Origin of the sequence: Mycobacteroides sp. LB1, assembly GCF_013449725.1 — a bacterium.
Taxonomy (GTDB): domain Bacteria; phylum Actinomycetota; class Actinomycetes; order Mycobacteriales; family Mycobacteriaceae; genus Mycobacterium.
The window spans coordinates 734,290-757,569 of sequence record NZ_JACCFF010000001.1 but is presented as its reverse complement, the minus strand read 5'-3'; the positions used below and the strand labels follow the sequence as shown (position 1 = coordinate 757,569).

Here is a 23,280-nt window from a genome sequence, read left to right as displayed (position 1 = left end):
GTCAATTGTTATGGGCGAACTACAGTCTGGTCAGGCGCAGCGCTGGGTGCTGGAAAAGGGGCGTCTGGTCGTCGGTATCGCTGCGGCATTTGTCATGGCCATCACGGGCTTTGGCTGGGCCGGGTACAACACAACGGTGGGGCAGATCATCACGTCGCATGTGCTGCCCGGAGTGCTTACTCCCGTCGGCCAGGACCAGAACATCCTGCTGATGGGGCTGGACAGCCGGCTCGACCAAAACGGGAAGCCGCTGCCGCAGGAGATGTATGACGCGCTGCACGCCGGTGACGAGACGTCGGGCGGGTACAACGCGAATGTGTTGATTGTGGTGCATATCCCGGGCAACGACGGTCCCATCACTGCGGTGTCGATCCCGCGTGACGATTATGTGGACCTGGCGGGTTGCCCCGGGTCGGTATGCAAGGGCAAGGTGAAGCAGGCCTACGGATTTGCCTACCAGCAGGCGTTGGATGCGCAGGCGAACGGCAGCTCCGACGCGGCGGGCGCCAACGATCTGACCGCGCGTGAGCAGGCCGCCCGTGAGGCAGGGCGCAAGGCCCAGATCGATACGGTGCGCGACTTTTTGGGTGTGACGATCGACCACTTCGTGGAAGTGACCCTCGCCGCGTTCTTCCAGATCGCCAAGGCGGTGCAGCCTATTTCGGTGTGCCTGAACCACGATACGGTCGATGAGTTCTCCGGCGCCAACTTCCGCGAAGGCGTCCAGCAGATCGACGCATCCCAGGCGATGGCATTCGTCAGGCAACGGCGTGACGAAAACGACGGGTCGTTCACGGATATGGACCGCACCCGTCGTCAGCAGGCCTTCCTCGTGTCGTTGTTGACTGCGGTTCGCAAGGGCGGGGTGATGTCGAACCCCGCGGCGATACGCAACATTCTGAATGTTGCGCACGAGAACGTCGCGATCGACTCCGGGCTCAACATTGTCGACTTCGCCGCGCGTGCCTCGCAATTGACCAAACGACCGACGTCGTTCTATACGCTGCCCATTTCTGACTTCGGCCAGGATTCCAACGGCTCGGACGTCAACATCGTCGACCTCCCAACGATCCGGCGGATCGTCCACGACCGTTTCTCCGCCGGTATCGCCCCCGCCCCGCCCACTGTGGCTGCAGCGTCCCCGGCGGCTCCTCTTTCGGCTCCTGCGGTGCTCAATGTGGTCAACGCGACCGAGCGAGACGGGCTGGGTGCGGCACTCGAAGATGCCTTTACCGCCAGGGGATTCACGCGCGGTCGTGCGTCGACGGCAGAGGTCATGTCGACCGAGAGCTCGATTGTGTACGGCTCGGATGCCCAAGAGGGCGCGCAGGTGCTTGCCGATCAACTGCACCTGCCCATGACGGAATCCGGTGCGGTCGCACCTGGAACCGTTCAGTTGACCGTGGGATCGCAATTCCCTGTGGACGACTACATCGCACATCACAGCGCGGGTAAGAAGGGTGATTCGTCAGCGGATGCCGATTCCGCCGACGTCATGACCGCGGTTGCCGCGACGGGAACCGGTGTTCAGGCGCCCGTGCCCACCGACTTGAGCCAGATGGGTGCGGACGGCGTCGCCTGCGTCAAGTGAACTGATCAGCCGCCCGCGCGGAAGCAGACTCGCAATGCACGCACGTCCTCGGCAAGACCCCATAAACTGTGCTTATGCCTCTTCCTCCTGGCACCCCCGACATCGGTGTGCTGGACCTGTTGGTGTCCGTCTCCGAGACGGGCAGCCTTGGTGCGGCGGCACGGCAGCATGGCATTTCACAACCCGCTGCGAGCATGCGAATCCGAGCGCTGGAACGTCGCCTTCGGCTGGTACTGCTGGAGCGCGGCCCCACCGGGTCGCGGCTGACGGATGCTGGACTTGCGGTAGTCGGCCATGCCACTCCGGTCCTTGCGGCGGCCCGAGAATTCGTCACTGGTGTGGCTGCCCTGCATTCCGGCCAAGCGCCGCGTCTGGTCGTTGCCGCCTCGCGCACCATCGCCGATCATCGGATACCGCTGTGGCTCACGGCTCTTCGTTCGCGGCATGCGGATGTTGCGGTATCGCTCGAAGTCGGCAACACACAGCAGGTATGTGAGCTGGTGCGGGGTGGAAATGCGACCCTCGGATTCATCGAGGGGCCACATGCGCCCGCCGGTTTGGATGGGGAAGTGCTGGGCGCCGACGAGCTGGTCATTGTGGTGGGGCCGGCGCACACATGGGCTCGGCGACGCAAACCCGTGACGCTGCGCGAACTTGCGACAACTCCGTTGCTCATGCGAGAGCCCGGCTCCGGAACCCGCGACACCGTGTGGGAGGCGTTGAGCGAGGTGTGTCAGCCTGCGACCCCGGCAGCTGAGCTCGGCTCCGCTGCCGCGATCAAGGCCGCTGCGGCAACGGGATTGGCACCCGCGGTGATCAGCCGACTCATCGCGGCACCCGAGCTGTCGGCGGGAACTCTCCATGAAGTGACGCTTGCCGACGGCACAGTGTTCACCCGTCAATTCCGCGCGGTATGGAAACCGGGAGTCCCGCCGGCGGGACCGGCGCGGGCCTTGGTCGATCTCGCGGCGTCTGTCGATTAAGGCGATAGCGCCCGGAGATAACGACGGCGGAAAACCCGCTGCGCCAACAGGAGTACCGGGAACACCCGCCGCCAGAATCCGGACGGTGCGGGCTGGGTCAATGAGCGCAGCGTGAGAAACACAGTGCCCTCGATGTTCCTGTGCACGATAAATGCCTCTTCGCCCGACACCGGATGCCCGGGTAGCGTGCCGTACGCGAACCCGCATCGGTGGTCGGTATCGGCCACGGCCACGATGCGCACCGGCTCGCGGACGGCGAGCGGGCCCCATCCGAAGGTGATCTGGAACTCGGCGTCCTCACTCACGGCGGCCTCCGGGTCTACCCGGAAACCACTGCGCCGCTTGACTCCCCAGTTCAGCACCGCTTGTGAGGCCTCTTGCCACGCGGCCTCGCCATGTCCGATGGTGACGGTCTGTTCGAATCGTCGGAGCGTGGGCGGCGTAGCGGACCACGTGCTCTCGCCCGGGCGCGTTGCATCCGCAGGCTCATACGTCAACGGTTCGCCACTCATCGCACCCGTCCCAGTCGTCGCGGCGTGAGGTCATCGAATGACACTGCCTCGCCGCAGTTCTCGCAGACCTGTTGGACATGTAAGGCCGAGCCGCACCGGTGCTCCCAGACGCTCGGTGGGGGCCCCTCCGTGGCGAATTTGTCACCCCACTCCATGAGAGCGAACAGTACCGGCCGGAGGGCGCGCCCGGATTCGGTGAGTAGGTATTCGTAGCGGGGAGGGTGCTGTTCGTATTGACGCTTCTCCAGCACGCCTGCGTCCACGAGCTTGCGCAGCCGCGTGGCCAGGATGTCGCGGCTGGCGCCGGTGTTGCGGACGATCTCGTCGAAGCGCCGATTGCCCAGCATCATCTCGCGCAGGGCCAGCAGGGTCCAGCGTTCCCCGATTACGTCGAGGGCATTGGCTATCGAACAATCTCTCATAGTCCTGAAACCCAACTTAGCACGGTATGCACCTGGTCACAGTTAGTTGTGATTTCCAACTAACTGGGCGTATACCGGCAGAAGAGGACTTCAACGATGAATCCAGGAGGCAGACCCATGAGAGATGCAGTGATCGTCGACGCGGTGCGGACTCCCGTCGGTAAGGGAAAGCCGGGTGGGTCGCTGTCCGGAGTGCACCCGGTCGATCTGCACGCGCATGCCATCCGCGCGCTCGTCGAGCGCACCGGGATCGACCCGGCACTCGTCGACGATGTCATCAGTGGCGCCGTCGGGCAGGTAGGGGAGCAGAGCTCAAACACCGCCCGGTGGGCGGCCCTGGCCGCGGGATTGCCCGAGACGGTTCCCGCGGTGACCGTGGACCGACAGTGCGGCAGCAGTCAGCAGGCAATCCACTTCGCTGCACAGGGAGTTATCGCCGGGGCCTACGACGTGGTGATTGCCTCCGGCATCGAGTCGATGAGCCGGGTGCCGATGGGCAGTCAAAGCCTGGGTAAGGATTTCTTCGGCTCCGAGGTTGCCAAGCGATATCCGGAAGGGCTTGTCCCGCAGGGCATCAGTGCCGAGCTGATCGCCGCGAAATGGAAGCTGTCTCGTGAGCAGCTGGATGCCTTTGCGGCCGAGAGTCACCGTCGCGCGGCGCAGGCGTGGTCGGAGGGCAGATTCACGCGCGATGTGGTGTCGCTCAAGGTTCCCAATATCAACGGCGAGCTGGTCGAGGTGACCAGCGACGAATCCGTCAGGCCATCGACCACCGTCGAGGTCCTGGCCGGGCTCAAGCCCGCCTTCCGTAACGAGTTATGGGAGCAGCGCTTCCCGCAGATCGACTGGAAGGTGACCGCGGGCAACTCCTCGCCGATCAACGACGGGGCCTCGGCGGTGCTCATCACCTCCAGCGAGACCGCAAAACGCCTTGGCCTCACGCCACGAGCCCGGGTGCATTCGGTCGCGGTAGTGGGCGACGATCCGCTGTACATGCTCACCGGAGTGATCCCTGCGACCGCGAAAGTCCTTGACCGCGCAGGCCTGTCACTGGCCGATATCGACGCCTTCGAGGTCAACGAGGCCTTCGCCTCGGTGGTACTGGCGTGGCAGGCGGAGACCGGCGCGGATCTGGCCAAGGTCAACATCAACGGCGGGGCCACTGCCATCGGGCATCCGCTCGGAGCCAGCGGTGGTCGGCTCATGGCCACGCTGATTTCAGTGCTGGAGCAGACCGGCGGCCGCTACGGCTTGCAAACCATGTGTGAGGCAGGGGGTTTGGCCAACGCCACCATCATCGAACGGCTGTAGCGTTACGGCAACGTCGTGCGCATCAACATCACGTTGTACGCCGACCATAGGGACAGGTTGAAGTACAGTTCCTTGCCGGTCGTCCACGGATGCAGGTACGGCGCGTACGGGCCGCCCGGCATCTGCGCCTCGGTGACGAGGACCTGCGGTGGGGTCCAGGGGCCCTGTGGAGCAGGCGATGTCGAGAGCAAGACGTCGCCGGACTTATCCCCGTACATCACCAGGTACTTCTTGAGGTATGTGTTGTACTGCGCCGACATTTCGCCCACCGGGCCCGAGATGATGGGCGTCGCGGCATTGGGATCGCCGGGAACCCAAGAGCCCCTATCGGTGTTCCAGAACTCATGCTTGCCGGCATCGGGCAGGTTTGCGGGCAATGCGCGCGATACGAAGGCGGATCCGCTTCGGCCAGAAGGTGTTCCGAAGATGTAGATGAAGCCGTCGGTACCCTTCACGTAGGCCGCCTGCTGGAAGTTCTCATTTCCCGCCCTAAACGGGACCTGGCTGATGGCATCCGGGGACGAGGGACGAACGCTCTGCGGGAATGTCTTCCAGTTCTGTCCGTTGTCGTTGGACACCGCGGTGGCCGAGTAGTTGGTGGTCCACTCGCCGGCGCTGTCCCAGCTCTTGATGGACATGTAGTTCATGTACTGGGTGCGCCCAACGGAGACGGCGGCGGTCGGGATGATGCCGCGCTCCTGGGCCGCCCACTTGATGGGCGGAATGATCTGCTTGGAGTAGCCCGGGCGCGACTGCGGGGAACCCGAATACGGGTTCGAGGTCGATCCCTCCGCCACCGCGAGTCCGCGCGAGAGTGACTTGTCCTGGGTGCGCAGCAGAGTGTTGTACCGCCACTGCTGGCTCTTCATTCCGCAGTATCCGTATGTATCGCCGAAGGCCATCAGCACCTGATGGCCGGCCGAATCGCCGTTGTCCCACATGATTCCGAGGTCGGTTCCGGAGATGCTGAACTTCTGAAGCGTGTTGGCGCCGGTGTCTACGCCGGTGACCCAGCCGACGACGGAGGTTGAGGGGGAGACGGCGGCTTCGGCGGACGGGCCGACGGCGGGCGCCGGCGCTGCGGCCTGCTGATCTTGCAGGTTGTTCTGGGACGGGTTGCCCGGCTCGGGAGGATTGGGCAGGGCCGGCCGTGCCAGCTCTTGGGCCCACCCCGGCTTTTTCTTAGCGCTCTGCTGGGGCAGGACCTGCTTGAGGATGGCCAGCGGCAGCTTGCCCAGTTCGGGCAGGGGGGCCTTGTCGTTCGCGTTGACGGGCCGGCGCCCGATCGGGGGCGCCTGGCCGGGCATACCGTCATCGGGGACCGGAGTCGGCGGCTGGAGCCCTGCTGCGGGGCCTGTGCAGGGATCAGCAGAGGCCAAGGGCGCGACATCGATCGCAACGCTTGATCCGATAATGACCGAGGTCAGCAAGACCACGGAGATACGGCGACGCGGCGACATGTCGGACCTTCCCGGGGCAGGACGCCATATCGACGTCAGCAATAGACTTCCGTGACGATAGTGGCTGGTGAGGCCAATGTGGCTACTGGTGCATCGATAGGTATGTTCCCGTGACCGCGTCGAAACCGAGCAGTCTGGCGCCGGTGGATTTCTGGAGGCGGTGATCAGTTATCAGTCGCCGGTGGTGCCGCTGCTCACGAATTGCCTGGATTTCCTGTATGGGCACTGCCGTCGACCCCGTGGGCAGCTATCTTGGCTCCCATGGCTTCAGGGTCGAAGACGCCCACTGTCCGCGTGACCACTCCCAACGGAATCGTCGAAGGCTTCGTACGGGGCGGTGTGCGGCGTTTCCGGTCCATTCCCTATGCCCGCCCCCCGATCGGGCTACTGCGTCTGCGTGCACCTCAGCCGGCTTTGGCGTGGGACGGAGTGCGTGACTGCACCGAATTCGGCGCGGCGGCCCCGCAGCAGCGCCGTTACCGGGTGTTGGGGCCGGGACGCGTCCAGCGAGCCAGCGAGGATTGCCTCACGGTCAACGTCGTCACACCCGATCGGCCCTCCAACGAACCGTTGCCGGTCATGTTCTTCATCTATGGCGGTGGGTACCTGCTGGGCAGCTCGGCGACCCCGCTGTACGACGGTGGCTCCCTGGCTCGGCGTGGGTGCGTCTACGTATCGGTGAACTACCGCGTGGGTGCACTGGGTGCCATGGACCTGTCGTCTTTGTCGAACACCAGCCACCTCATTGAGGGCAACCTGTTTCTGCGTGATGTGGTGCTGGCGCTGCAGTGGGTACGCGACAACATCACGACATTCGGTGGCGACCCGGGCAATGTGACGATCTTCGGGGAAAGCGCCGGGGCGCACTGCGTTGAGACCCTGATGGCCACGCCCGCCGCCGGGGGCCTCTTCCACCGCGCCATCTGCCAGAGCACCGCCAGCGGTATGGCGGTGCCCGCTGAGTCGGCGGCTCTGTACGCGCAGAAGTTCGCACAAGTCCTTGGTGCCACACCGGAGACGGCCGCACAGACCGTGCTGCAGTCGACGCCCGCCGAGTTGGGCGCGGCGCTCAACGCGCTTATCGCCGACATCGTGGAGAACATGCCGGGCGGGTCATTTGCGATCGGCCCATGCATCGACGGCAACTACCTGCCCCGCCACCCCATCGAGGCGATGGAACACGGTGAAGCGCATCGTGTTCCGTTGATCGTCGGTCACAATGCCGACGAGGCCAAACTGTTCACGCGGGTCCTCAAGATGATGCCGCTGTCTGAAGCCGCGCTCGAGGGAATGCTGATGCGGGGTGGGGCCGCCCATCGTGATCGCATCGTGGCGGCTTATCCCGGGTTCCCCGCGCGTCACGCCCGGGTGAAGCTCGCCGGCGACATGAACTTTTCCACCGCGGCCTGGCAAATGGCCGAGGCGCACCATCGGTACGCGCCGGTGTACTTCTACCGCTACGACTATGCGCCCGGGGCGCTTCGAATGGCCGGTATGGGCGCCACACATGCCACAGAACTGCTCGCCGTGTTCGATAGTTACCGCGGCGCGATGGGCACCGTGATGGCGGGGGCGATTGGCCGTCGCGACGCCGTGCGGGTCAGCAACGATGTACAACGACGCTGGCTTGCGTTCGCGCGCAGTGGAATTCCGGGTGACAGCTGGCCCACCTATGAACCTCCGGATCGGGCCGTGATGGTGTTCGACCATGCCACTCGCGTGGAGCTGGACCCGGAGGCGACCCGACGAGCCGCATGGGACGGATTCAGTCTCACTCTCTGATCCACCATTGTGGGCCAACCGGTTGGTTACCTAGGATGTGTCGATGGCAACGACGCCCCGCACGCCCGGGTCCTTTTTGAGACGCGCTATTCGTATCAATACCGCTAACGGCACGGTCGAAGGATTCACCCGGGGAGGCGTGCACCGCTTCCGTGGGATTCCCTACGCGGAACCGCCGGTGGGCCCGCTACGTCTGCGTGCGCCCCGCCCGGCTGCGCCGTGGACGGGGGTGCGCAAGTGCCGCACCTGGGGTGCCGCCTCCATCCAGCAGCATCGCTACGCCATCATCCTGCCCGGCAAGCCCCAAAAGCTCAGCGAGGACTGCCTGACCCTCAACGTGGTCGCCCCCGAGGGGCCGATCAGTGGGCCTCTTCCGGTCATGTTCTTTATCCATGGTGGCGGGTATTTTCTGGGCAGCTCGGCGACTCCGCTGTATGACGGGGCGAGCCTGGCGCGGCAGGGATGCGTGTACGTCTCGGTCAACTACCGCCTGGGCGGCCTTGGATGCGTGGACCTTTCGTCGTTGTCCGATGAGAAGCACACCATTGAGAGCAATCTGTACCTGCGCGATTTGGTGCTGGCGCTGCAATGGGTGCGCGACAACATCGGCGCCTTCGGCGGCGATCCCAACAACGTGACGATCTTCGGCGAGAGCGCCGGATCACACGCCGTGAACACGCTACTCGCCGTGCCGTCGGCCGCCGGGCTGTTCCACCGGGCGATCTGCCAGAGCACCGCCACCGGCCTGGTGGTCAGCGCCGAGGATGCAGCTGTCAATGCGCGCCAGTTCGCGAAGTACTTGGGCGCCGGCGATTCGAACGCGGCCGAAACCGTGCTGTCCGCGAAACCGCAGCAGCTGGTGAAGGCGTTGTTCCGGCTCATCGGATCGGCCAAACATGTACCGGGGCTGTCGTTGCGGATCGGGCCCAGCATCGACGGCGACGTGTTGCCGCTCGACCCCGTCGAAGCGATGGAACGCGGTGAGTCGCATCGTGTTCCGCTGATCATCGGGTACAACGCCGAAGAGGCGACCCTGTTCACCAAGATGCTCAAGATCCTGCCGATCACACCGGAGGCGTTGGAGCACTCCCTGTCCAAGGGCGGGCCCGAGTTCGTCCAGCGCATCGTCGCCGGTTACGACGGGTATCCGTCGGAGAAGGCGCTCCTGCAGCTGGCGGGAGATCTGGCGTTCGGTTCGGCGGCATGGCGTGTCGCGGAGGCGCACGGCCGGTACGCCCCGGCGTACTTCTACCGATACGACTACGCGACGAGGGCGCTGCGCCGCTACGGACTGGGCCCCACCCACGCCATCGAACTGCTTGCTGTGTTCGGCACCTACCGGACCGTGGCCGCACCGTTCCTGGCGGGACGTAGGGATCGGGCGGCCGCCCGCGCCGTCAGCGACGAGATGCAGAGGCGTTGGCTGTCATTCGCGCACAGCGGAACACCGGGGGATGGCTGGCCCATGTATACGGTGCCGGACCGACAGGTGTTGATCATCGACAGCCCCTCGCGATTGGAGAGCGATCCCGACGGGGATCGGCGCCCGTTGTGGCAGGACGTCGCCTCGATCGCATAGCCGACGGGCGACGGTACGTTGGGCTCATGATCATCGTGACGAGCAACGACATTCCCGGATACAAGATCGCCGCGGTCTTCGGCGAGGTCTTCGGCTTAACCGTGCGGTCGCGGCACATCGGCTCCAACCTTGCCGCCTCGTTCAAGTCCATCGCCGGTGGTGAGCTCAAGGGCATTACCCAGTTGCTGCACGAGAGCCGCCAGGAGGCACTGTCCCGGCTGGCGGCTGAGGCGGAGTCGCGTGGGGCCAATGCCGTGGTCGCGTTCCGTTTCGAGACCACCGAGTACGCCAACACGGGCGTTGAGGTGTGCGCGTACGGGACGGCCGTCGGTATTCAGCCCCTCCAATAGCGGCCATTCGGTAAGACACGGTTCACCTGATCCGGGCAGAATCAGGCGGGTGAGCAATGCGCGCGCCGGACAGCCGGCCCAGCCGGAAGACCTCATCGATATCGCCCACGTGGTGACCGCGTACTACGCGATCGAACCCGACCCGGGGCACGTCGCGCAACAGGTCGCGTTCGGGACCTCCGGGCACCGCGGGTCGAGCCTCGACGGCGCCTTCAACGAAGCGCATATCGTCGCCACCACCGCGGCGATCGTGGAATACCGCTCCTCGCAAGGCATCACCGGGCCGCTGTTCATCGGTCGTGACACCCATGCACTCTCCGAGCCGGCGTGGACCAGTGCGCTAGAGGTATTGGCCGCCAACGGCGTTGTGGTGGCTGTGGATTCACGGGACCGATACACGCCGACTCCGGCGGTGAGCCACGCCATCCTGCGGCACAATCGCGGCACGCCGACCGATCGAGCCGATGGGATCGTCGTCACCCCGTCGCATAACCCGCCCCGAGACGGCGGGTTCAAATACAACCCGCCGCACGGCGGCCCCGCCGATACCGACGCCACGGGTGTGATCGCCGCGCGCGCCAATGAGATTCTGCGTACCGGATGGCGTTCGGTGAAACGGGTCTCACTGGCACAGGCGCTGAAATCCGTGCAGCGGTATGACTTTCAGCAGACATATGTGGACGATCTGGTCAATGTGGTCGATCTCGACGTCATCAAGGACGCAGGAATCCGCATTGGCGCAGACCCGCTGGGCGGGGCCAGCGTCGACTACTGGGCCGCCATCGCAGACCGGTGGTCGCTGGATCTGACCGTGGTGAACCCGCTGGTGGACGCCACCTGGCGGTTCATGACTCTGGACCACGACGGCAAGATCCGGATGGACTGCTCCTCACCGGACGCGATGGCCTCGCTGGTGGCATCGCGGGACAAGTACCAGATCGCCACGGGGAACGACGCCGACTCCGATCGGCACGGCATCGTGACCCCCGATGCGGGGCTGATGAACCCCAATCACTACCTGGCGGTCGCCATCGACTACCTGTTCAGCCACCGGGACGGCTGGGCCGCCGGGACCGCAGTGGGCAAGACGCTGGTGAGCTCGTCGATCATCGATCGGGTGGTGGCGGGGCTGGGCCGGACGCTTCTTGAGGTGCCGGTCGGCTTCAAATGGTTTGTCGACGGGTTGATCGGCGGGACAATCGGTTTCGGCGGTGAGGAGAGCGCCGGGGCGTCCTTCTTGCGCCGCGACGGGTCGGTGTGGACCACCGACAAGGACGGCATCATCGCCGCACTACTCGCCTCGGAGATCCTGGCGGTCACCGGGGCGACGCCCTCGCAGCGGTACGCCGAGCTGACCGAGAAGTACGGCGCCCCAACGTATGCCCGCGTTGATGCACCCGCGAGCCGCGAGCAGAAGTCGATACTGAGCAAGCTCTCGCCCGAGCAGGTGAGCGCCACCGAGCTGGCCGGTGAACCCATCGTCGCCAAGCTCACGAACGCGCCCGGCAATGGCGCACCGATCGGCGGGCTGAAGGTTGTTACCGAAAACGCCTGGTTCGCGGCACGGCCCTCGGGAACCGAGGATGTATACAAGATCTATGCCGAATCTTATCTGGGTGCCGAGCACTTGAGGCAGGTACAGGATGCCGCGCGCGAGGTCGTCTCCGCGGTGATTGGGCGATGAGCCGCTTTCGCGAAGAGCATTGCCTTTGAGTGGCTGTACCGACAGCGTCGCAGCCGCCAAACCGCGTCTGCCGTGGGAGATATGGATTCTGGTTGTCGCCAGCCTGGTGATTGCGCTCGGGTTTGGGGTGGTGGCGCCGGCGCTGCCGCAGTATGCGCGGAGCTTCGGGGTGAGCGTGACCGCGGCGACTGCGGTGGTGAGCGCGTTCGCGGCATTCCGGTTGGTGTTCGCGCCGGCCGCCGGAGCGCTCGTGCAGCGGCTGGGGGAGCGCTGGGTCTACATGACCGGGCTGCTGATCGTCGCGGTGTCCACCGGCATCTGTGCCTTTGTGCATAGCTATTGGCAGCTATTGGTGTTTCGATCGCTCGGCGGCATCGGCTCCACCATGTTCACCGTGTCGGCGGCGGCGCTGCTCGTGCGCATCGCACCCGAGGAGATTCGAGGGCGTGCGCAGGGGCTGTATGGGTCGAGCTTCCTGCTCGGAATGGTGGCTGGGCCCGCCGTGGGCAGTGCTGTTGTGGGGCTGAGCCTTTCGGCGCCGTTCATCATCTACGCCGCGGCGCTGGTGGTCGTCGTCTTGCTGGTCTACTTCGGATTGCGGCACTCCACGCTGCTGGAGGTCGCCGATGATCATCAGCGGACGCCGGTGACGTTGAAGTCCGCATTGCATCATCGGACGTTCCTCGCTGCGCTGATGTCGAATTTCAGTGCGGGATGGGCGATCTTCGGGATTCGCGGTGCGCTATTGCCGCTGTTCGTGGTCGAGGCGTTGCATCAACGGCCGGGGGCTGCCGGACTCGTATTCGCAGCATTTGCGGCCGGGGACGTGTCCACGGCCTTCCTGGCCGGGTCGTGGTCCGATGACATCGGCCGTAAACCGCTCGTGGTCGCCGGTCTGGTGGTGTGCGGGTCCACCGTGGTGGCGATGGGCTTTGCGTCATCCTTGCCGGTGCTCATCGTGCTCTCGCTTGTCGGCGGCATCGGCGCGGGGCTGTATGCGTCCCCACAGCAGGCCGCGGTGGCCGATGTGGTGGGCAGTCGGGGGAGAGCGGGGACGGCATTGGCCAGTTTTCAGATGACCTCGGATATCGGTCTGGTGATCGGGCCTGTGGTCGCCGGGGTGATCGTCGAGCAAGCGTCCTATGGATGGGCGTTCGTGGTGGGGGGTGCGATGCCGCTGATCGCGGCGGTGGCGTGGATTTTTGCGCCCGAGACACTGGGGAGACTTGCGTCACCGCAGGTTAGGAGTATGCAGGAAGTAGCAGAGGATGTCGGTGGGCCGGAGCGCTGAGATTTTGAGAGCCCGTCGCCGTGGTGTAACTTCGTCCGAGCACGAACAACTAAACATGGGGCTATGGCGCAGCTGGTAGCGCACCACACTGGCAGTGTGGGGGTCAGGGGTTCGAATCCCCTTAGCTCCACCATAACGGTCTTACTCGAACCCGTGACCGCCACAATGTCGGTCAGGGTGAGCCGGTCCGTTTGGGACGAAACAACACCAAGAGCCTCGGCAGTGCCGGGGCTCTTGTGTTTATGGGGGTTGGTAGCTCGGTTGTGGCTGCTCTGGTGGCGTGTGCTGGCTGTGTAGGTCGGGACAGCATCGTGGATTTCAGCAAAAAGTGGTGTCTTGGTGTCGCTGGTGACTTCGCAGTCGTCAAGGTAGAAGCACTGGTAGAAGGTTTGGTTGAGGTGGCGGCGAACCTGGTCCGGGACGTCGCGGTAGAGCTGCTGGGGGTTCGCCAGCAGGTGCAGGGCGTTACGCAGGACTGCCGCCCCTACCGCTAGTTCTTCGCCAGTGACCGCGAGGCTGGCTTCGATGCGTTGTCGGTCGATATGTAGTTCGTGGAGTTTGGTGCGGATCTTGTTTTGGGGCAGACTGCCGTCGGCGGCGAGGTCGATGAGTCGGGATTCGCGTTCATCGAGGTCTTTGAGTCGTCTGGTGAAGCTGGTGTGCAGTTCGCGCACGTTGGCTTGTTCGTCGGCGAGGGTGATGTCGAGTTGGGTGCGGACTTCGGTGGTGAAGTTTTCGGGTAGTTGCAAGGTGGTGTAGTGGTCGGTGACGGCGTCTTCGACTCGCTCAGCGGCTAGGTACGGCAGGTCGCAGAGGCCGTCTTGGCGGGCGCGGCACAGGAAGTACCCGTAGCGGCGTCCACTTCGGCCGGTGGCTTCGGTGTAGATGAGGCGCGCGGTTCTGCCGTGTTGGTGGCAGCGCGCGCAAAGTAGTGCCCCTTTGAGGTAGTGGGTCAGGATACGGTCGCGTTGGCCACGGGCACTGCGGGCGTTGAGGACGTCTTGAACCTGGGCGAAGAGTTCTTGACCGACGATGGCTTCGTGTCGTCCGGGGTAGATATCTCCTTTGTAGACCACATATCCGGCGTAGTAGGGGTCGCGCAGCATCTGTTGCATTTTGCTGTCGGAGACGGGGCGGGTTTGGGGCCAGCGCGGGGATGGTCGGGCGGTCAGGCCGAGGTCGGCCATGGTGGCGGTCAGGCGGTCGATGGAGTAGTCGCCGCTGGCATACAACTCCCAGGCTTTAAGAATTAGGGGCGCGCGTTGGGGGTCGATGCTGACGGTGTTGACCATGCGGCCGCCTAATTCGATACGGGTGTTGAGGTAGCCGAGGCGGGCACGGCCGATAGTGCCGCCGTTGATGGCTTTGTGCCGCAGTTTTGTTCTGATGTCTTCACCCGACAGCTTGTTTTGGGCTTCGTTGATAGCGTCGGTGACGACTTCCATCATGTCGGCGTGGATGCCCTCACCGAAGTCTTCACGGGCTGAAATGATTTTGATGCCAAGTTTGTCCAGGAGGATCTTGGTGGTGACAGCGTCGGCCTGGTTGCGGAAAGCACGCGAGCGGGCGTAAACGATGACGTACTTGACGGTGGGATGGTCGCGTAGGTAGGCCAGCATCTCGTTGAACGCGGGCCGGTTTTTGATGGTCGATGCTGAGACGCCGGGTTCGATGAATTCTTTGACGACCGGGCTGCCGAGGCTTACGGCTTTACGTGTGGTGGATTCGCGTTGAGTGGCAATCGAATTGCCGTCCGGGTCGATGTCGATGGCGGTGTCCATCTGCTTCTTGCTTGAAACTCGTAGATACAGGACGGACTCATCTACTCCGAGCAGCTCCGAGAGGGCCGATGCGCCGGTGGTGTTGAACCCACCGAGCGCGGCATCGATGGCGCTGATGTCGTCGTCAAAACTCATACGAAACCTCCTGTGAATTAGCTGATTTGAAATCTTTGGCGCTTTTCACCAAGCCGGTTTGGTGGAGCCGTACGGTGATGGCGTGCTCGCTGGCCTGGAACAGCATGGCGAGTGCGGCGGGGTTTTGGATGCCGTTGTGCCAGGCTCGGTGCAGGAGTTGGCGGGGTATGAGCAGGCATCCGGCGAAGTGATTGGCTGCGTGTTCGGCTTGCCGGGAGCTGCTCAATCGGTGAGCTGCCTTGTACAGGTTGTCGATTGGGTGATCGAGGATGTGTTTGAACTCGTGCGCCAGGGTGGAGCGTTGCCGCTGCAAGGTGTTGGCGTGGTTGAGCAGGATGACCCAGCGGCGCTGGTTGGTATCCCACATGCTGGCACCGTCGGCGACGGTGGTGCTACCGAGTCGGGTGGTGTTGATGATGCGGATGTGCGGTATGCCGGTGATCACGGAGTCCGGGACGGGTCCGTCTGTGATGCTATGTAATTCCAGGAGTTTGGCGGCTTGTCGTTCGGCGATCTGCAGTCCTTCGTTGAAGGTGATGTTGTCATGGGGCGGGACGCAGGCCCGCAGCAGTGCGAGCACGCTCAGATGGTGAATGGGTTGCGTGATTGGGCGCGTGGGCATGGCGGGTGCCTCCTTTCCGGTGAGCGGTGGTGCTCGTTACCTCTTCTGCTGCACTGTTACTGGGTGTGCGGGTGTTCGTCTTCTCTGTGTGCCGGGCCTCGGTCGATGCTGATGCCGTATTCACCCGCGATGGCTTGCACGGAGGCTTCGAGTTTGGTCAGGGCTTCGGGCGGCAGGTGGTATCTGGTGCGCAGATACGGGCGTAGCGCGGGCAGTTCTGCTGGCGGCATCCAGCCGGTGGTGGCGAACAGTTCACTGGCGGGGATGCCGAGGGTGTGACCGATGGCAAGCAGTTTGTCCGCATCGGGTTTGGCTACCCGGCCAGCTTCGATATGCCAGTAGTTGGCTTGGTCTATTCCTGCACGCCGCGCGGTTTCGTTGGCCGCTAGACCCAGCTTTGTGCGTCTGGTTTTCAGGAGGGCGGCCAATTGTCTGCGCTGGACAGTATTCATTTCTGTTGTCTCCATTACCTTTTCACTATTATACCGCCTTTCTATGTGAATTCGCAACGCCATTTTGTATTTCGTAAATACGAAAAGCATTGTAATAAAACATATTTCGGTAAAGGCTTTAGCGATTGGATGGCTATCGGATACGTGTTTGTGGAGGGGGTGACCGCACCGGGTGGGGATCGCATTGCGGCGATCCCCTGCCCGGTCCGGTGTGACAGCCAGGAGGTGCTCAGCTGTCCGTGGGGGTGTCCCCGGTGCGGCGTGACTGCGCCCGTGATGGTGGCGCAGTCTTGCCGGTGGGGGTGTCGGTGAAGATGCTGGCGATGGCGGCGTTCTTGACCGCCGCATCGCGTTCGATCTCCTTTTGGGCGCTGTCGGCTTTGGCCCGCAGTTCCGGGTCATTTTTGGCCCGCTGGACGTGATCGACAATGGCGGCAATGCCTTCGTCGTTGATGGTCTGCCCGCGCAATTGAGCGATGAAACTCAGCTGCGCGTGCACTCCCGGGTCGAGCCGGATAGCCAGGGTCTTCAGACCCGATTCTGGCGTGGACATGTCGTACCTCCTTGGTGCGAGCGGCTGGTGACGGCTTTGTGCCGTCACAGGTACAGCCGCAGGACACCAACGAGGACATCCGTCTGACCCCCGTCATGCGGGTCGCTGCCGTATCTGGCGCCCGCGGTCGGACGGCACCGGGTAGCCGGGAATCACTACGTCGGAGTCGATCTGGTTGCCCCAGGCATGCCAGTTGTGTCGCGAGCGTCGGGCGAACAGTTCCAGATACGGTCCGTCACTGAGGCGTTCGATTACGCCATAGACCTCTTCGGGTTTGTGCGAGTGGTCTTGCACTGGAGCGAACAGCCAGGTGGGTTGGGCACGGAACCGCACCGGGGCATCTCCTCGGGTGCCCAGCAGCAGGTGCTCGGTGCTGTTGCGCAGATAGTTTCCGAGTCCCAGGCGCGGCTTGCACCAGGTCAGCGGCGAACGTGGGGTGAATCCCCACGCGGTCATGACGTCGTAGCCGTCGCGCAGGGTGGCGTTGGTGACCCACAGCCACAGATGCGCATCATCTGCCGCCAGATCGGCAACGGGCATGGCTTTGATCCGATCTAGCGACAGCAGCGGGTAGTGCCGGATGGCACCGCGAGTGCCGCGTTGGTGGGTGTCCCATGGTGGATCGGCCAGGATTGTGCGGTACCTCTGCGGGACGGGATGTGTTTCTTCGGGGGTGGGGCTATTCATAGGGCGGCTCCTTTCGTGATGGTGGGGATGAGTTGGTCGGGGGTGAGGATCTGGAACAGGCTGGCGGGCAGGGTCTTGTCGGCGGCCAGAGCGGCGGTTAGTGCCTGGCGGCGGTTGTCGAGCCGTTCGGGGGTGGCGGCGTGCAGGAGCCAGAGCACTTGGGGGAATTCGTTGCCGTGGCTGCCGGTGCGGTAGTAGGTCACGTAGTCGCGGCATTTGCCGAGGAGCACGGGGATGGATTCGGTGCCGCGGTCGATCTCGATGAACCACAGGTCGATGTAGTCACTTGCTGGTGGGCTAGAGGTCTCCAGGTACAGATCGGGTTTGAGTTGCAGGCGGGCACCACCGAGCCCGAGATAGTGTCGCCACGCCTGGCTGTCGATATCGCAGCTGACCAGTTCCAGCTTCTCGGCCTGCTGGGCGACAACGACGGCGGTGTGGGCATCGGCGATTGCTAGCTGGTGGTCCACGAAACGGGTTGACGGATCATTGAACCGCCGGCGAACCCGGCCAGAACCGTGCTGCAGGAGGCGCCAACCGATCTCATCGACATGGTGAGTCAATCCGTCACTGCCCGCCACGGTGCCCCCTACCCGCCGCGGTAACGCGGCTAGTACCCGCCACTGACGCAGCCGTGCCAGCACTCGCTGGGTGATGCGTCGGGCCGCTCCGGGTGCCAGCTCCCCGAAATGCAGAATCTGGATATGACGCACGGTCAGGAAACGGTGCGTGGCAACAGAGTTCAGGATCGCCCAGTCTCGCTGACTCAGACGCACGGCCACTGCTCCCAGGTCACGAACCCTGGTGCGATGCCGGTTGCCCGACCTGCCGACAGAGGCGCGTGTTGTGGTGCTCAAATGAGCACCATCATTCGTATCCCGTAGACCACTATCGCCGGTGGTGACACCGTATTTTTGAGTCGGTTCGATACGACTACCGAAACGGTGGTCAGTGTTGTCCTGCGGCAGAGAGTCTTTCGAAGAATCATTCATGATGTCCCTCGTTTCCGGCGTGAGGAAATCGCACCCTCGCTGCCCGAATCTGTTGTCGTCTGTTCAAGCAGTGCGGCAAATCCGGCTTCAATCTCGCTGCGGGGCTTCCCGTACTGCTGGCGGCTGCGCTGCCGGATATCGGCAGGGTCGCTGATCTCTGGCGGTGGCGGCAACGTGGTTCCCGATGCCCACGGTTGGATGCTGTTGTCCCGGATCAGGCTGGCGTAGATGTGGTGTGCCGGTTGTGTGGTGAAATCCTCAGCAGCGAGGACGGTTTGGCCGGTGGCCATGGTTCTAGCATCAGCGACCGACAGCTGGAAACAGATCTTGTTGCGGGCGTTGCTGCGGAACGCTTCGGCCATCGCACGAGGCAATTGCCCTTCGTATTGGTGCGCCAAATGAAACCCGGCCTTCAAACTTCTGGCTGTCGCTAAGGCGTCATCGAGATCGGTGGGCAGGTTCAGGAATTCCTGGACTTCGTCGACATAGACCATCACCGGATCACGCTGCGTCTCGGGGATGGCGGTGCGTTCGCGGATGGCTTGCCACAGTTCGCCCAGCACCGTCGCCGCCAGCAGCCCAGAAGTTTCCGGCCCCAGCACACCTTTCTGCAAGGGCACCAACAGAACCTTCTTCCCAGTCAGGACTTGGCGGATGTTGAAGCGTGGCTGTCGTTGGGCCAGGACTGCTCGCAGGTGCCGATCCAGCAGGGGCCGCACCTTATTGGATAGCGGTGCCACGACTTGGGCGGCAGCTTCCGGTGAGAGTTCGTTGAACCACTGCCAGAACGGCCCGGCATCGAACGGATCGGAGGCCATGGCGCCACGGGTCACCGAGCGGCGAAAGCCAGGGTTAGTCAGCAGCAGCGGCAACATCACCAGTGAGGCATCGGAGCGTCCCGCAAGGAGGGTTAGGCAGTGCCGCAGAATGTCGCTGCTGCGAGGGCCAAGGCCATCGCTGTTGCCGGTGCGGTATAGGGCTTTGAAGGTGGCAAACAGGCTATCGGCCACCACCTCTGGTGATCGATGGTCGCCGGCCACCCGCTGCAAGGGGTTGATGCCGACGGGTGCCTCATCGAGGGCATCGAGCAGCACCACATCATCGAGCCGATGTGCTGGTATCCGTGACAGAATTTCGGCGACAAGGTCTTTTGGCTCGATTACCACCAGTGGACGATTGTCTTCGAGGTCTTGGACGATCAGATTTAGCAGCAAGGTGGATTTGCCGGTACCGGAGGGGCCAAGTAGCCAGGTGTGACGCATCCGGTCCAAAGTGTTGTACCCGAGCGTCCCACTGGTGCCGGGAGCATTCGCGGTCGCGAGCACCTGCTCGCCAGACAGCATCGCCGCAGACGGACGGATGGGTTTGGGGTGCTTGGGCGGCTGTCCCGGAAGGGATTCGTCGTCGCGGTCCGCTACTGGCCACCCCGAGAGGCGTACCGTTTCCATTGCCGTGAGGTGATTGGCCCGAGTCCACCACGACCACAATGGTTTCGGAGTGTTCAGGCGCTGCGCGGTGTCAGGTTTGAGCAGCACCCGTACTCCCGGAGCATTGGCGGTTCCGAAGGCTGCCGCCAGCCCGAGTAGCAGGGTGCGGCGACGCTCCGAGGTGGAGGCCTGTACCCCGAGCTGCACTGTGGCGGCGAAACCGTGTTGGCCGATCTTCTTCGAAAGCGCCTGGCGGGCATCGGCACCGCGCTCGTGTGCCACACCCGTCCACAGTTTGGATACCGCGGATTGGCCTGCTGCCGGTGATTGGTTCGGTGGGGTGCGGGGCATTAAGCGTGGCCCGAGTACTTGCTGGATCACGAGCTGCTCGCCCCTGTCCACAGTGGTCAGGGCATGCAGCACCGAACGGGTGGAGGCCACCGGATCAACTGGTTCTAGAGGCCGCACGCTCGAGGACAGTTGCACCCGTCGTGACGTCGTCACCGGGACACGCTCGCTGGCCTCAAAGGGCACCACCACCGAACCGCGCACCAACTGCTCCACCACTTCCCGCACCGAGGCGGCATAGCGCAGAGGGCATCCCAGCAGATAGGTCACACCGGTGACATCGGAGCGGGTTTCGGCGATCAGTTGCGGGGCATGGGGCTGGGCAGCCAAATGCCGCACCAACCCCAGCGCCGCAGACTCACGCAGCGGCAGCGGCCAAATCACCTGCTGCCACACCAACACATCAGCAGCCTGTGGTGCCCCGATGGCAGCGGTCATGGACGCACTCCGTCATCTGCCGCGGCATCCGGTGACAACTCAGGCTCGGTGGCGTCGGGCTGCTGCCCCTTGTCAGGCTGTTCGGTGACGTTCTGCCCGATGGGCAGTGCATCCTCGGTGACCGGGGTGTTTTCGGCTTCCATTTCCGCCATCGCCAACGCGATGACAGCACGTGCGAGCTTGCGTAGATCCGGGGGATCGCGCCGCACCCCGCGCACCACGATGCGGCGATCCCGGCGGCTACTCCTGCGACTGCGATCCTCGCGATCGGCACGACGGTAATTAGGACGATTGGTTTTGGACATAGTGCACCTCCTTGACGAATTCGTTTAATGGATTTCTTGCGCCTGGACGGGCGCACTCTGGCATTGCGTTTCGGCAATGCACCTGCATTTCACTATGAATTGTCAAAACTCAATGGACAAGCAGCTTTGCAATTACTACAACACCGAAACGACAACCCCATATCGAAGTTGAAAACGCTTCTAACTACCACCGATTGCGTGTTGTTTGGTACACAACAACCGCCACGGCAACGAGTGCGCCAGCCCCGACGATGGCGACCAGCCACGGCCAAATCGACGCAATCAGCTGCACCGCGCAATAGAGCACGAACGCACCAAACAGAATTCCGACACACATGCTGACGAGCTTGTCGGTCCATCCGGTGATCGGTGTCATGCCGGTTGCCCTTCCCGCGTGGTGACCTGCTGGTCCGTTCCGGTGTGCTCGGGCCAGGGGCGGATGATGGCCCGCCATCCATCGACCAGAGCTGCTTCCTCCCGAACCCGCTGCTGGGCCGCATGGAAGGCGGTGGCGATGCGCCGCACGGATACGTCGGCCTGTTGATCGATGCGGGCCAACTCGGCCTCGTGGTGCTGGCGTGCGTAGTGGCGGTGTTGTTGGCGCGTCGACAACCAGTCGTAGCCGGCCCAATCCATCAAGGAGCTGATGGCCAACAACATCCCCGAGCACAGCCATTGCGCTGCGAAGATGATCGTTGTTGTCATGATGGCCACCTGTCGATCCAATCGAGCACCGTGCGGGCGATGGTGGCTGCCAAGTCACGGACATGCTCGCTGCTAGCTGGCGCGTCTGCGGTGTGCTTGTCGCACACGCTGAGCAGATCGCTGACTACGCCGCAGGCCAGATCCAATGCCTGATTGCGGATGACATCAACGGCTGCTGCGCAGTCACCGCCGGGTGCGGCCTGGATGCTGGTCATAGCCGGTACCGATCCATCCCGAAGCGGGATACCTCGTTGCCCACGAACACTGCGAGCTGGTCGATGATGTGGTTGACCCGGTTGGTGATCGCCGGATCGCCGTCTGCCTGAAATGCGGCCTCGCGGCTGACCAGGCCCACTGCCTGCACGCCAACCGCGGCGACAAAACCTGCGGCCTGCACACGAACGGCTTTGATCTGCCCGTAGGCGATTTCCTTGTTTTGGGCACGGATGAGATCGCGGCCTTCAGCGCGAGTGAAACCGTCCGGGACGGAGATGGCGCGGCTGGTGCGGGGGATGATGTCGGACATTGCATAGCTCCTTCACTGGTGGTGTGTGGTTCGTCAGATGGGGGGGCGTTGTCGCCGCTGAGACGTGGCCGTAAAGCATCTTGAGCAATTGCCCGCGTAGCGCTCCGGATGCTCGTAGCCTGCTGAGACAGGTGTTCTGGTGGTTGGTCACCTCCTTGGATGGGGATTGATCACACCACCAACGATGTCCCAGGAAATTGCCGTTCACCAGCGCATTTACCGGGAGGTTCAAATGCAATCTGAGGGCAGGGATGCAGAACCCGTGCAGCAACAGAGCACAGGCGGTGCACCTGACACGGATCGGGAAATCACTGCTCTGATCGCCGAGTTGACTTCGCTGCGCACTTCAGAAGGACTGAGCACGCGCGGGCTGGCCGACACCCCGGCGCTGCGTGCCATCTTGGCTGCCAGCGGAGGGCACAGTGCAGATAACCTCGCTGCCAGTAAGGCATACCTCGAAGCGCTCCTGACACGGGATGACGAGATAGATACCGTCGTGGCGTACCGCAACGCGCTACGGCTAGGGCCAACAACTGAGCACGGAGTCGATAACCGCCGCCGCATCTTTGGGGAATTGAGAGGCGTCAGCCCCGACACCGTCAAAAGACGCGAGAAAGATGGCATTAACGAGCTGGTGGCCAGACTGCGTGACCTTGCCGCACACGCGGGCCACGACCGCATGCAGCCGGTTCCCGCTGCCCCCGATGGGGCCAGTACCGCCAAATCCACCGTGCTTTTTGTTGACCGCCTGTCACGCTACGAGGGCAAAGTGCTCAAGGAAGTAACCAGTTCCAAGACAATTCAGGCCGAGGCCACTAACCGCCAAATCCGTACTGTCAAATTCCGGCTGCGAACCGACCCCGAGAAAGTGAAAATTGAAGCCCTCGACGGCTGCACCGTCGAATCCTCGGAACCACATCCGAGTGGCTTTCTGATAAGCAAAATCAAACTGTCGCGGGTACTTCAACCTGGGGATGAACCGCTTACCTACACCACGCGCTACGTGATCGACTCCACCGAGCCCTGCGATCCATTCATCATCTACAGCACACCACCAAAATCACGCATAGAAAGAGCGCGCTTGCGGGTCAAATTCAGCACACACCCAATGCCAACAATTGCGTGGTGGCGTGAAAACAGGACAGCCATGCAGGCGTCCAGTGACCTGACCGGCGAACCACTCATCATTGATGGGGAAGGTTCCATGCAGCACACCTTCACCAATCTTGTTCCTGGCCTCTGCCAGCTCATCGGATGGAAATGGCCGCAATAAATAGTCAGGATCACAAAATGAAACACCCCGCCTTGCAGCGGAGCGTTCATCGCTACGCACAGGGCGGGGTA

At 63.3% G+C, this 23,280-nt stretch carries 25 protein-coding genes, 1 tRNA gene and 1 pseudogene; 12 read left to right on the top strand and 15 right to left on the bottom strand.

Features of this window, described 5'->3' with window-relative positions; genetic code table 11:
* The first annotated feature begins 10 nt into the window (after positions 1-10).
* Both MLB1_RS03900 and MLB1_RS03895 read left to right on the top strand, forming a co-directional pair.
* Positions 11-1,591 (top strand): LCP family protein, encoded by a 1,581-nt coding sequence (locus MLB1_RS03900; RefSeq protein ID WP_180748384.1) that lies wholly within the window; start codon positions 11-13, stop codon positions 1,589-1,591.
* Positions 1,592-1,665: 74 nt separating this feature from the next.
* The gene (locus tag MLB1_RS03895) at positions 1,666-2,574 is read left to right on the top strand and encodes a LysR family transcriptional regulator (RefSeq protein ID WP_180748383.1); all 909 of its coding nucleotides are present in this window, start codon (positions 1,666-1,668) and stop codon (positions 2,572-2,574) included.
* Here MLB1_RS03895 and MLB1_RS03890 read toward each other — a convergent pair.
* Positions 2,571-3,086 carry a DUF1990 domain-containing protein gene (locus MLB1_RS03890; protein WP_180748382.1) on the bottom strand — a complete coding sequence of 172 codons (516 nt, stop codon included), beginning with the start codon at positions 3,084-3,086 and terminating at the stop codon, positions 2,571-2,573. The two genes, MLB1_RS03895 and MLB1_RS03890, sit on opposite strands and share 4 nt — an antisense overlap.
* Entirely contained in the window at positions 3,083-3,508 is a 426-nt protein-coding gene (locus tag MLB1_RS03885) for a helix-turn-helix domain-containing protein (RefSeq protein WP_180748381.1), read from the bottom strand. Before MLB1_RS03885 ends, MLB1_RS03890 begins: the two co-directional genes overlap by 4 nt.
* A 117-nt stretch (positions 3,509-3,625) precedes the next feature.
* Between MLB1_RS03885 and MLB1_RS03880 the strand changes: the two genes are divergently transcribed.
* Positions 3,626-4,819, top strand: a complete 1,194-nt coding sequence (locus MLB1_RS03880) for a thiolase family protein (RefSeq protein ID WP_180748380.1) — start codon at positions 3,626-3,628, stop codon at positions 4,817-4,819.
* 2 nt (positions 4,820-4,821) lie between these two features.
* Here MLB1_RS03880 and MLB1_RS03875 read toward each other — a convergent pair whose 3' ends face one another.
* Positions 4,822-6,279 (bottom strand): DUF4185 domain-containing protein, encoded by a 1,458-nt coding sequence (locus MLB1_RS03875; protein ID WP_180748379.1) that lies wholly within the window; start codon positions 6,277-6,279, stop codon positions 4,822-4,824.
* A gap of 261 nt (positions 6,280-6,540) precedes the next feature.
* Here MLB1_RS03875 and MLB1_RS03870 point away from each other — a divergent pair, with 261 nt between their 5' ends.
* The 8 genes from MLB1_RS03870 (at position 6,541) to MLB1_RS03835 (ending at position 13,708) form a co-directional block, all read left to right on the top strand.
* The gene (locus MLB1_RS03870) at positions 6,541-8,061 is read left to right on the top strand and encodes a carboxylesterase/lipase family protein (RefSeq protein WP_180748378.1); all 1,521 of its coding nucleotides are present in this window, start codon (positions 6,541-6,543) and stop codon (positions 8,059-8,061) included.
* A gap of 43 nt (positions 8,062-8,104) precedes the next feature.
* Positions 8,105-9,640: a carboxylesterase/lipase family protein gene (locus MLB1_RS03865; RefSeq protein ID WP_180748377.1), complete on the top strand. Its 1,536-nt coding sequence runs from the start codon at positions 8,105-8,107 to the stop codon at positions 9,638-9,640.
* A 26-nt stretch (positions 9,641-9,666) separates the two neighbouring features.
* Entirely contained in the window at positions 9,667-9,990 is a 324-nt protein-coding gene (locus tag MLB1_RS03860) for a YbjQ family protein (RefSeq protein ID WP_180748376.1), read from the top strand.
* Positions 9,991-10,039: 49 nt separating this feature from the next.
* Complete coding sequence (pgm, locus tag MLB1_RS03855) at positions 10,040-11,674, top strand: phosphoglucomutase (alpha-D-glucose-1,6-bisphosphate-dependent) (protein ID WP_180748375.1); 1,635 nt, start codon at positions 10,040-10,042, stop codon at positions 11,672-11,674.
* A gap of 67 nt (positions 11,675-11,741) precedes the next feature.
* The gene (locus MLB1_RS03850) at positions 11,742-12,965 is read left to right on the top strand and encodes an MFS transporter (RefSeq protein ID WP_180749676.1); all 1,224 of its coding nucleotides are present in this window, start codon (positions 11,742-11,744) and stop codon (positions 12,963-12,965) included.
* A gap of 57 nt (positions 12,966-13,022) precedes the next feature.
* Positions 13,023-13,098: transfer RNA gene (locus MLB1_RS03845), tRNA-Ala, on the top strand.
* 178 nt (positions 13,099-13,276) lie between these two features.
* The gene (locus tag MLB1_RS03840) at positions 13,277-13,459 is read left to right on the top strand and encodes a hypothetical protein (protein ID WP_180748374.1); all 183 of its coding nucleotides are present in this window, start codon (positions 13,277-13,279) and stop codon (positions 13,457-13,459) included.
* A 57-nt stretch (positions 13,460-13,516) separates the two neighbouring features.
* On the top strand, positions 13,517-13,708 hold the full coding sequence (locus MLB1_RS03835; protein ID WP_180748373.1) for a hypothetical protein: 192 nt from the start codon (positions 13,517-13,519) through the stop codon (positions 13,706-13,708).
* A 258-nt stretch (positions 13,709-13,966) separates the two neighbouring features.
* On the opposite strand, the pseudogene MLB1_RS24230 reads toward MLB1_RS03835, so the two are convergent.
* From MLB1_RS24230 to MLB1_RS03770, 12 genes and pseudogenes are all read right to left on the bottom strand, one after another.
* Positions 13,967-14,881 (bottom strand): annotated as a pseudogene (locus tag MLB1_RS24230) (recombinase family protein); the annotation flags it as partial.
* Positions 14,871-15,503, bottom strand: a complete 633-nt coding sequence (locus tag MLB1_RS03820; RefSeq protein ID WP_180748372.1) for an ImmA/IrrE family metallo-endopeptidase — start codon at positions 15,501-15,503, stop codon at positions 14,871-14,873. The pseudogene MLB1_RS24230 and the gene MLB1_RS03820, both read right to left, overlap by 11 nt.
* A 56-nt stretch (positions 15,504-15,559) precedes the next feature.
* Positions 15,560-16,045 (bottom strand): helix-turn-helix transcriptional regulator, encoded by a 486-nt coding sequence (locus tag MLB1_RS03815; RefSeq protein WP_255485582.1) that lies wholly within the window; start codon positions 16,043-16,045, stop codon positions 15,560-15,562.
* A gap of 139 nt (positions 16,046-16,184) precedes the next feature.
* Positions 16,185-16,508 (bottom strand): hypothetical protein, encoded by a 324-nt coding sequence (locus MLB1_RS03810; RefSeq protein ID WP_180748371.1) that lies wholly within the window; start codon positions 16,506-16,508, stop codon positions 16,185-16,187.
* Between the two features lie 93 nt (positions 16,509-16,601).
* Positions 16,602-17,195, bottom strand: a complete 594-nt coding sequence (locus MLB1_RS03805; RefSeq protein WP_180748370.1) for an MT-A70 family methyltransferase — start codon at positions 17,193-17,195, stop codon at positions 16,602-16,604.
* Positions 17,192-18,052, bottom strand: coding sequence for a replication-relaxation family protein (locus MLB1_RS03800; RefSeq protein ID WP_255485581.1), 861 nt, complete (start codon positions 18,050-18,052; stop codon positions 17,192-17,194). The genes MLB1_RS03805 and MLB1_RS03800 overlap by 4 nt, the downstream gene beginning before the upstream one ends.
* 131 nt (positions 18,053-18,183) lie before the next feature.
* Complete coding sequence (locus MLB1_RS03795) at positions 18,184-20,400, bottom strand: TraM recognition domain-containing protein (RefSeq protein ID WP_180748368.1); 2,217 nt, start codon at positions 20,398-20,400, stop codon at positions 18,184-18,186.
* Positions 20,397-20,705 (bottom strand): hypothetical protein, encoded by a 309-nt coding sequence (locus tag MLB1_RS03790; RefSeq protein WP_180748367.1) that lies wholly within the window; start codon positions 20,703-20,705, stop codon positions 20,397-20,399. Before MLB1_RS03790 ends, MLB1_RS03795 begins: the two co-directional genes overlap by 4 nt.
* 184 nt (positions 20,706-20,889) lie before the next feature.
* Positions 20,890-21,081 carry a hypothetical protein gene (locus tag MLB1_RS03785; protein WP_180748366.1) on the bottom strand — a complete coding sequence of 64 codons (192 nt, stop codon included), beginning with the start codon at positions 21,079-21,081 and terminating at the stop codon, positions 20,890-20,892.
* Positions 21,078-21,410 (bottom strand): hypothetical protein, encoded by a 333-nt coding sequence (locus tag MLB1_RS03780; RefSeq protein ID WP_219602547.1) that lies wholly within the window; start codon positions 21,408-21,410, stop codon positions 21,078-21,080. Before MLB1_RS03780 ends, MLB1_RS03785 begins: the two co-directional genes overlap by 4 nt.
* Positions 21,407-21,625, bottom strand: a complete 219-nt coding sequence (locus tag MLB1_RS03775; protein ID WP_074325526.1) for a hypothetical protein — start codon at positions 21,623-21,625, stop codon at positions 21,407-21,409. Before MLB1_RS03775 ends, MLB1_RS03780 begins: the two co-directional genes overlap by 4 nt.
* Entirely contained in the window at positions 21,622-21,936 is a 315-nt protein-coding gene (locus MLB1_RS03770; RefSeq protein WP_074325525.1) for a hypothetical protein, read from the bottom strand. The genes MLB1_RS03775 and MLB1_RS03770 overlap by 4 nt, the downstream gene beginning before the upstream one ends.
* 184 nt (positions 21,937-22,120) lie before the next feature.
* Between MLB1_RS03770 and MLB1_RS03765 the strand changes: the two genes are divergently transcribed.
* Positions 22,121-23,209, top strand: a complete 1,089-nt coding sequence (locus MLB1_RS03765) for a hypothetical protein (RefSeq protein WP_180748364.1) — start codon at positions 22,121-22,123, stop codon at positions 23,207-23,209.
* Positions 23,210-23,280 lie beyond the last annotated feature (71 nt).

Coding starts and splice junctions, on each gene's coding strand:
- MLB1_RS03775 (WP_074325526.1), bottom strand. CDS start 21,625: ATGACCAGCATCCAGGCCGCACCCGGCGGTGACTGCGCAGCAGCCGTT.
- MLB1_RS03865 (WP_180748377.1), top strand. CDS start 8,105: ATGGCAACGACGCCCCGCACGCCCGGGTCCTTTTTGAGACGCGCTATT.
- MLB1_RS03870 (WP_180748378.1), top strand. CDS start 6,541: ATGGCTTCAGGGTCGAAGACGCCCACTGTCCGCGTGACCACTCCCAAC.
- MLB1_RS03765 (WP_180748364.1), top strand. CDS start 22,121: ATGTCCCAGGAAATTGCCGTTCACCAGCGCATTTACCGGGAGGTTCAA.
- MLB1_RS03815 (WP_255485582.1), bottom strand. CDS start 16,045: ATGCTTTTCGTATTTACGAAATACAAAATGGCGTTGCGAATTCACATA.
- MLB1_RS03890 (WP_180748382.1), bottom strand. CDS start 3,086: ATGAGTGGCGAACCGTTGACGTATGAGCCTGCGGATGCAACGCGCCCG.
- MLB1_RS03875 (WP_180748379.1), bottom strand. CDS start 6,279: ATGTCGCCGCGTCGCCGTATCTCCGTGGTCTTGCTGACCTCGGTCATT.
- MLB1_RS03810 (WP_180748371.1), bottom strand. CDS start 16,508: ATGTCCACGCCAGAATCGGGTCTGAAGACCCTGGCTATCCGGCTCGAC.
- MLB1_RS03790 (WP_180748367.1), bottom strand. CDS start 20,705: ATGTCCAAAACCAATCGTCCTAATTACCGTCGTGCCGATCGCGAGGAT.
- MLB1_RS03860 (WP_180748376.1), top strand. CDS start 9,667: ATGATCATCGTGACGAGCAACGACATTCCCGGATACAAGATCGCCGCG.
- MLB1_RS03900 (WP_180748384.1), top strand. CDS start 11: ATGGGCGAACTACAGTCTGGTCAGGCGCAGCGCTGGGTGCTGGAAAAG.
- MLB1_RS03780 (WP_219602547.1), bottom strand. CDS start 21,410: ATGACAACAACGATCATCTTCGCAGCGCAATGGCTGTGCTCGGGGATG.
- MLB1_RS03795 (WP_180748368.1), bottom strand. CDS start 20,400: ATGACCGCTGCCATCGGGGCACCACAGGCTGCTGATGTGTTGGTGTGG.
- MLB1_RS03895 (WP_180748383.1), top strand. CDS start 1,666: ATGCCTCTTCCTCCTGGCACCCCCGACATCGGTGTGCTGGACCTGTTG.
- MLB1_RS03820 (WP_180748372.1), bottom strand. CDS start 15,503: ATGCCCACGCGCCCAATCACGCAACCCATTCACCATCTGAGCGTGCTC.
- MLB1_RS03885 (WP_180748381.1), bottom strand. CDS start 3,508: ATGAGAGATTGTTCGATAGCCAATGCCCTCGACGTAATCGGGGAACGC.
- MLB1_RS03770 (WP_074325525.1), bottom strand. CDS start 21,936: ATGTCCGACATCATCCCCCGCACCAGCCGCGCCATCTCCGTCCCGGAC.
- MLB1_RS03880 (WP_180748380.1), top strand. CDS start 3,626: ATGAGAGATGCAGTGATCGTCGACGCGGTGCGGACTCCCGTCGGTAAG.
- MLB1_RS03805 (WP_180748370.1), bottom strand. CDS start 17,195: ATGAATAGCCCCACCCCCGAAGAAACACATCCCGTCCCGCAGAGGTAC.
- MLB1_RS03785 (WP_180748366.1), bottom strand. CDS start 21,081: ATGACACCGATCACCGGATGGACCGACAAGCTCGTCAGCATGTGTGTC.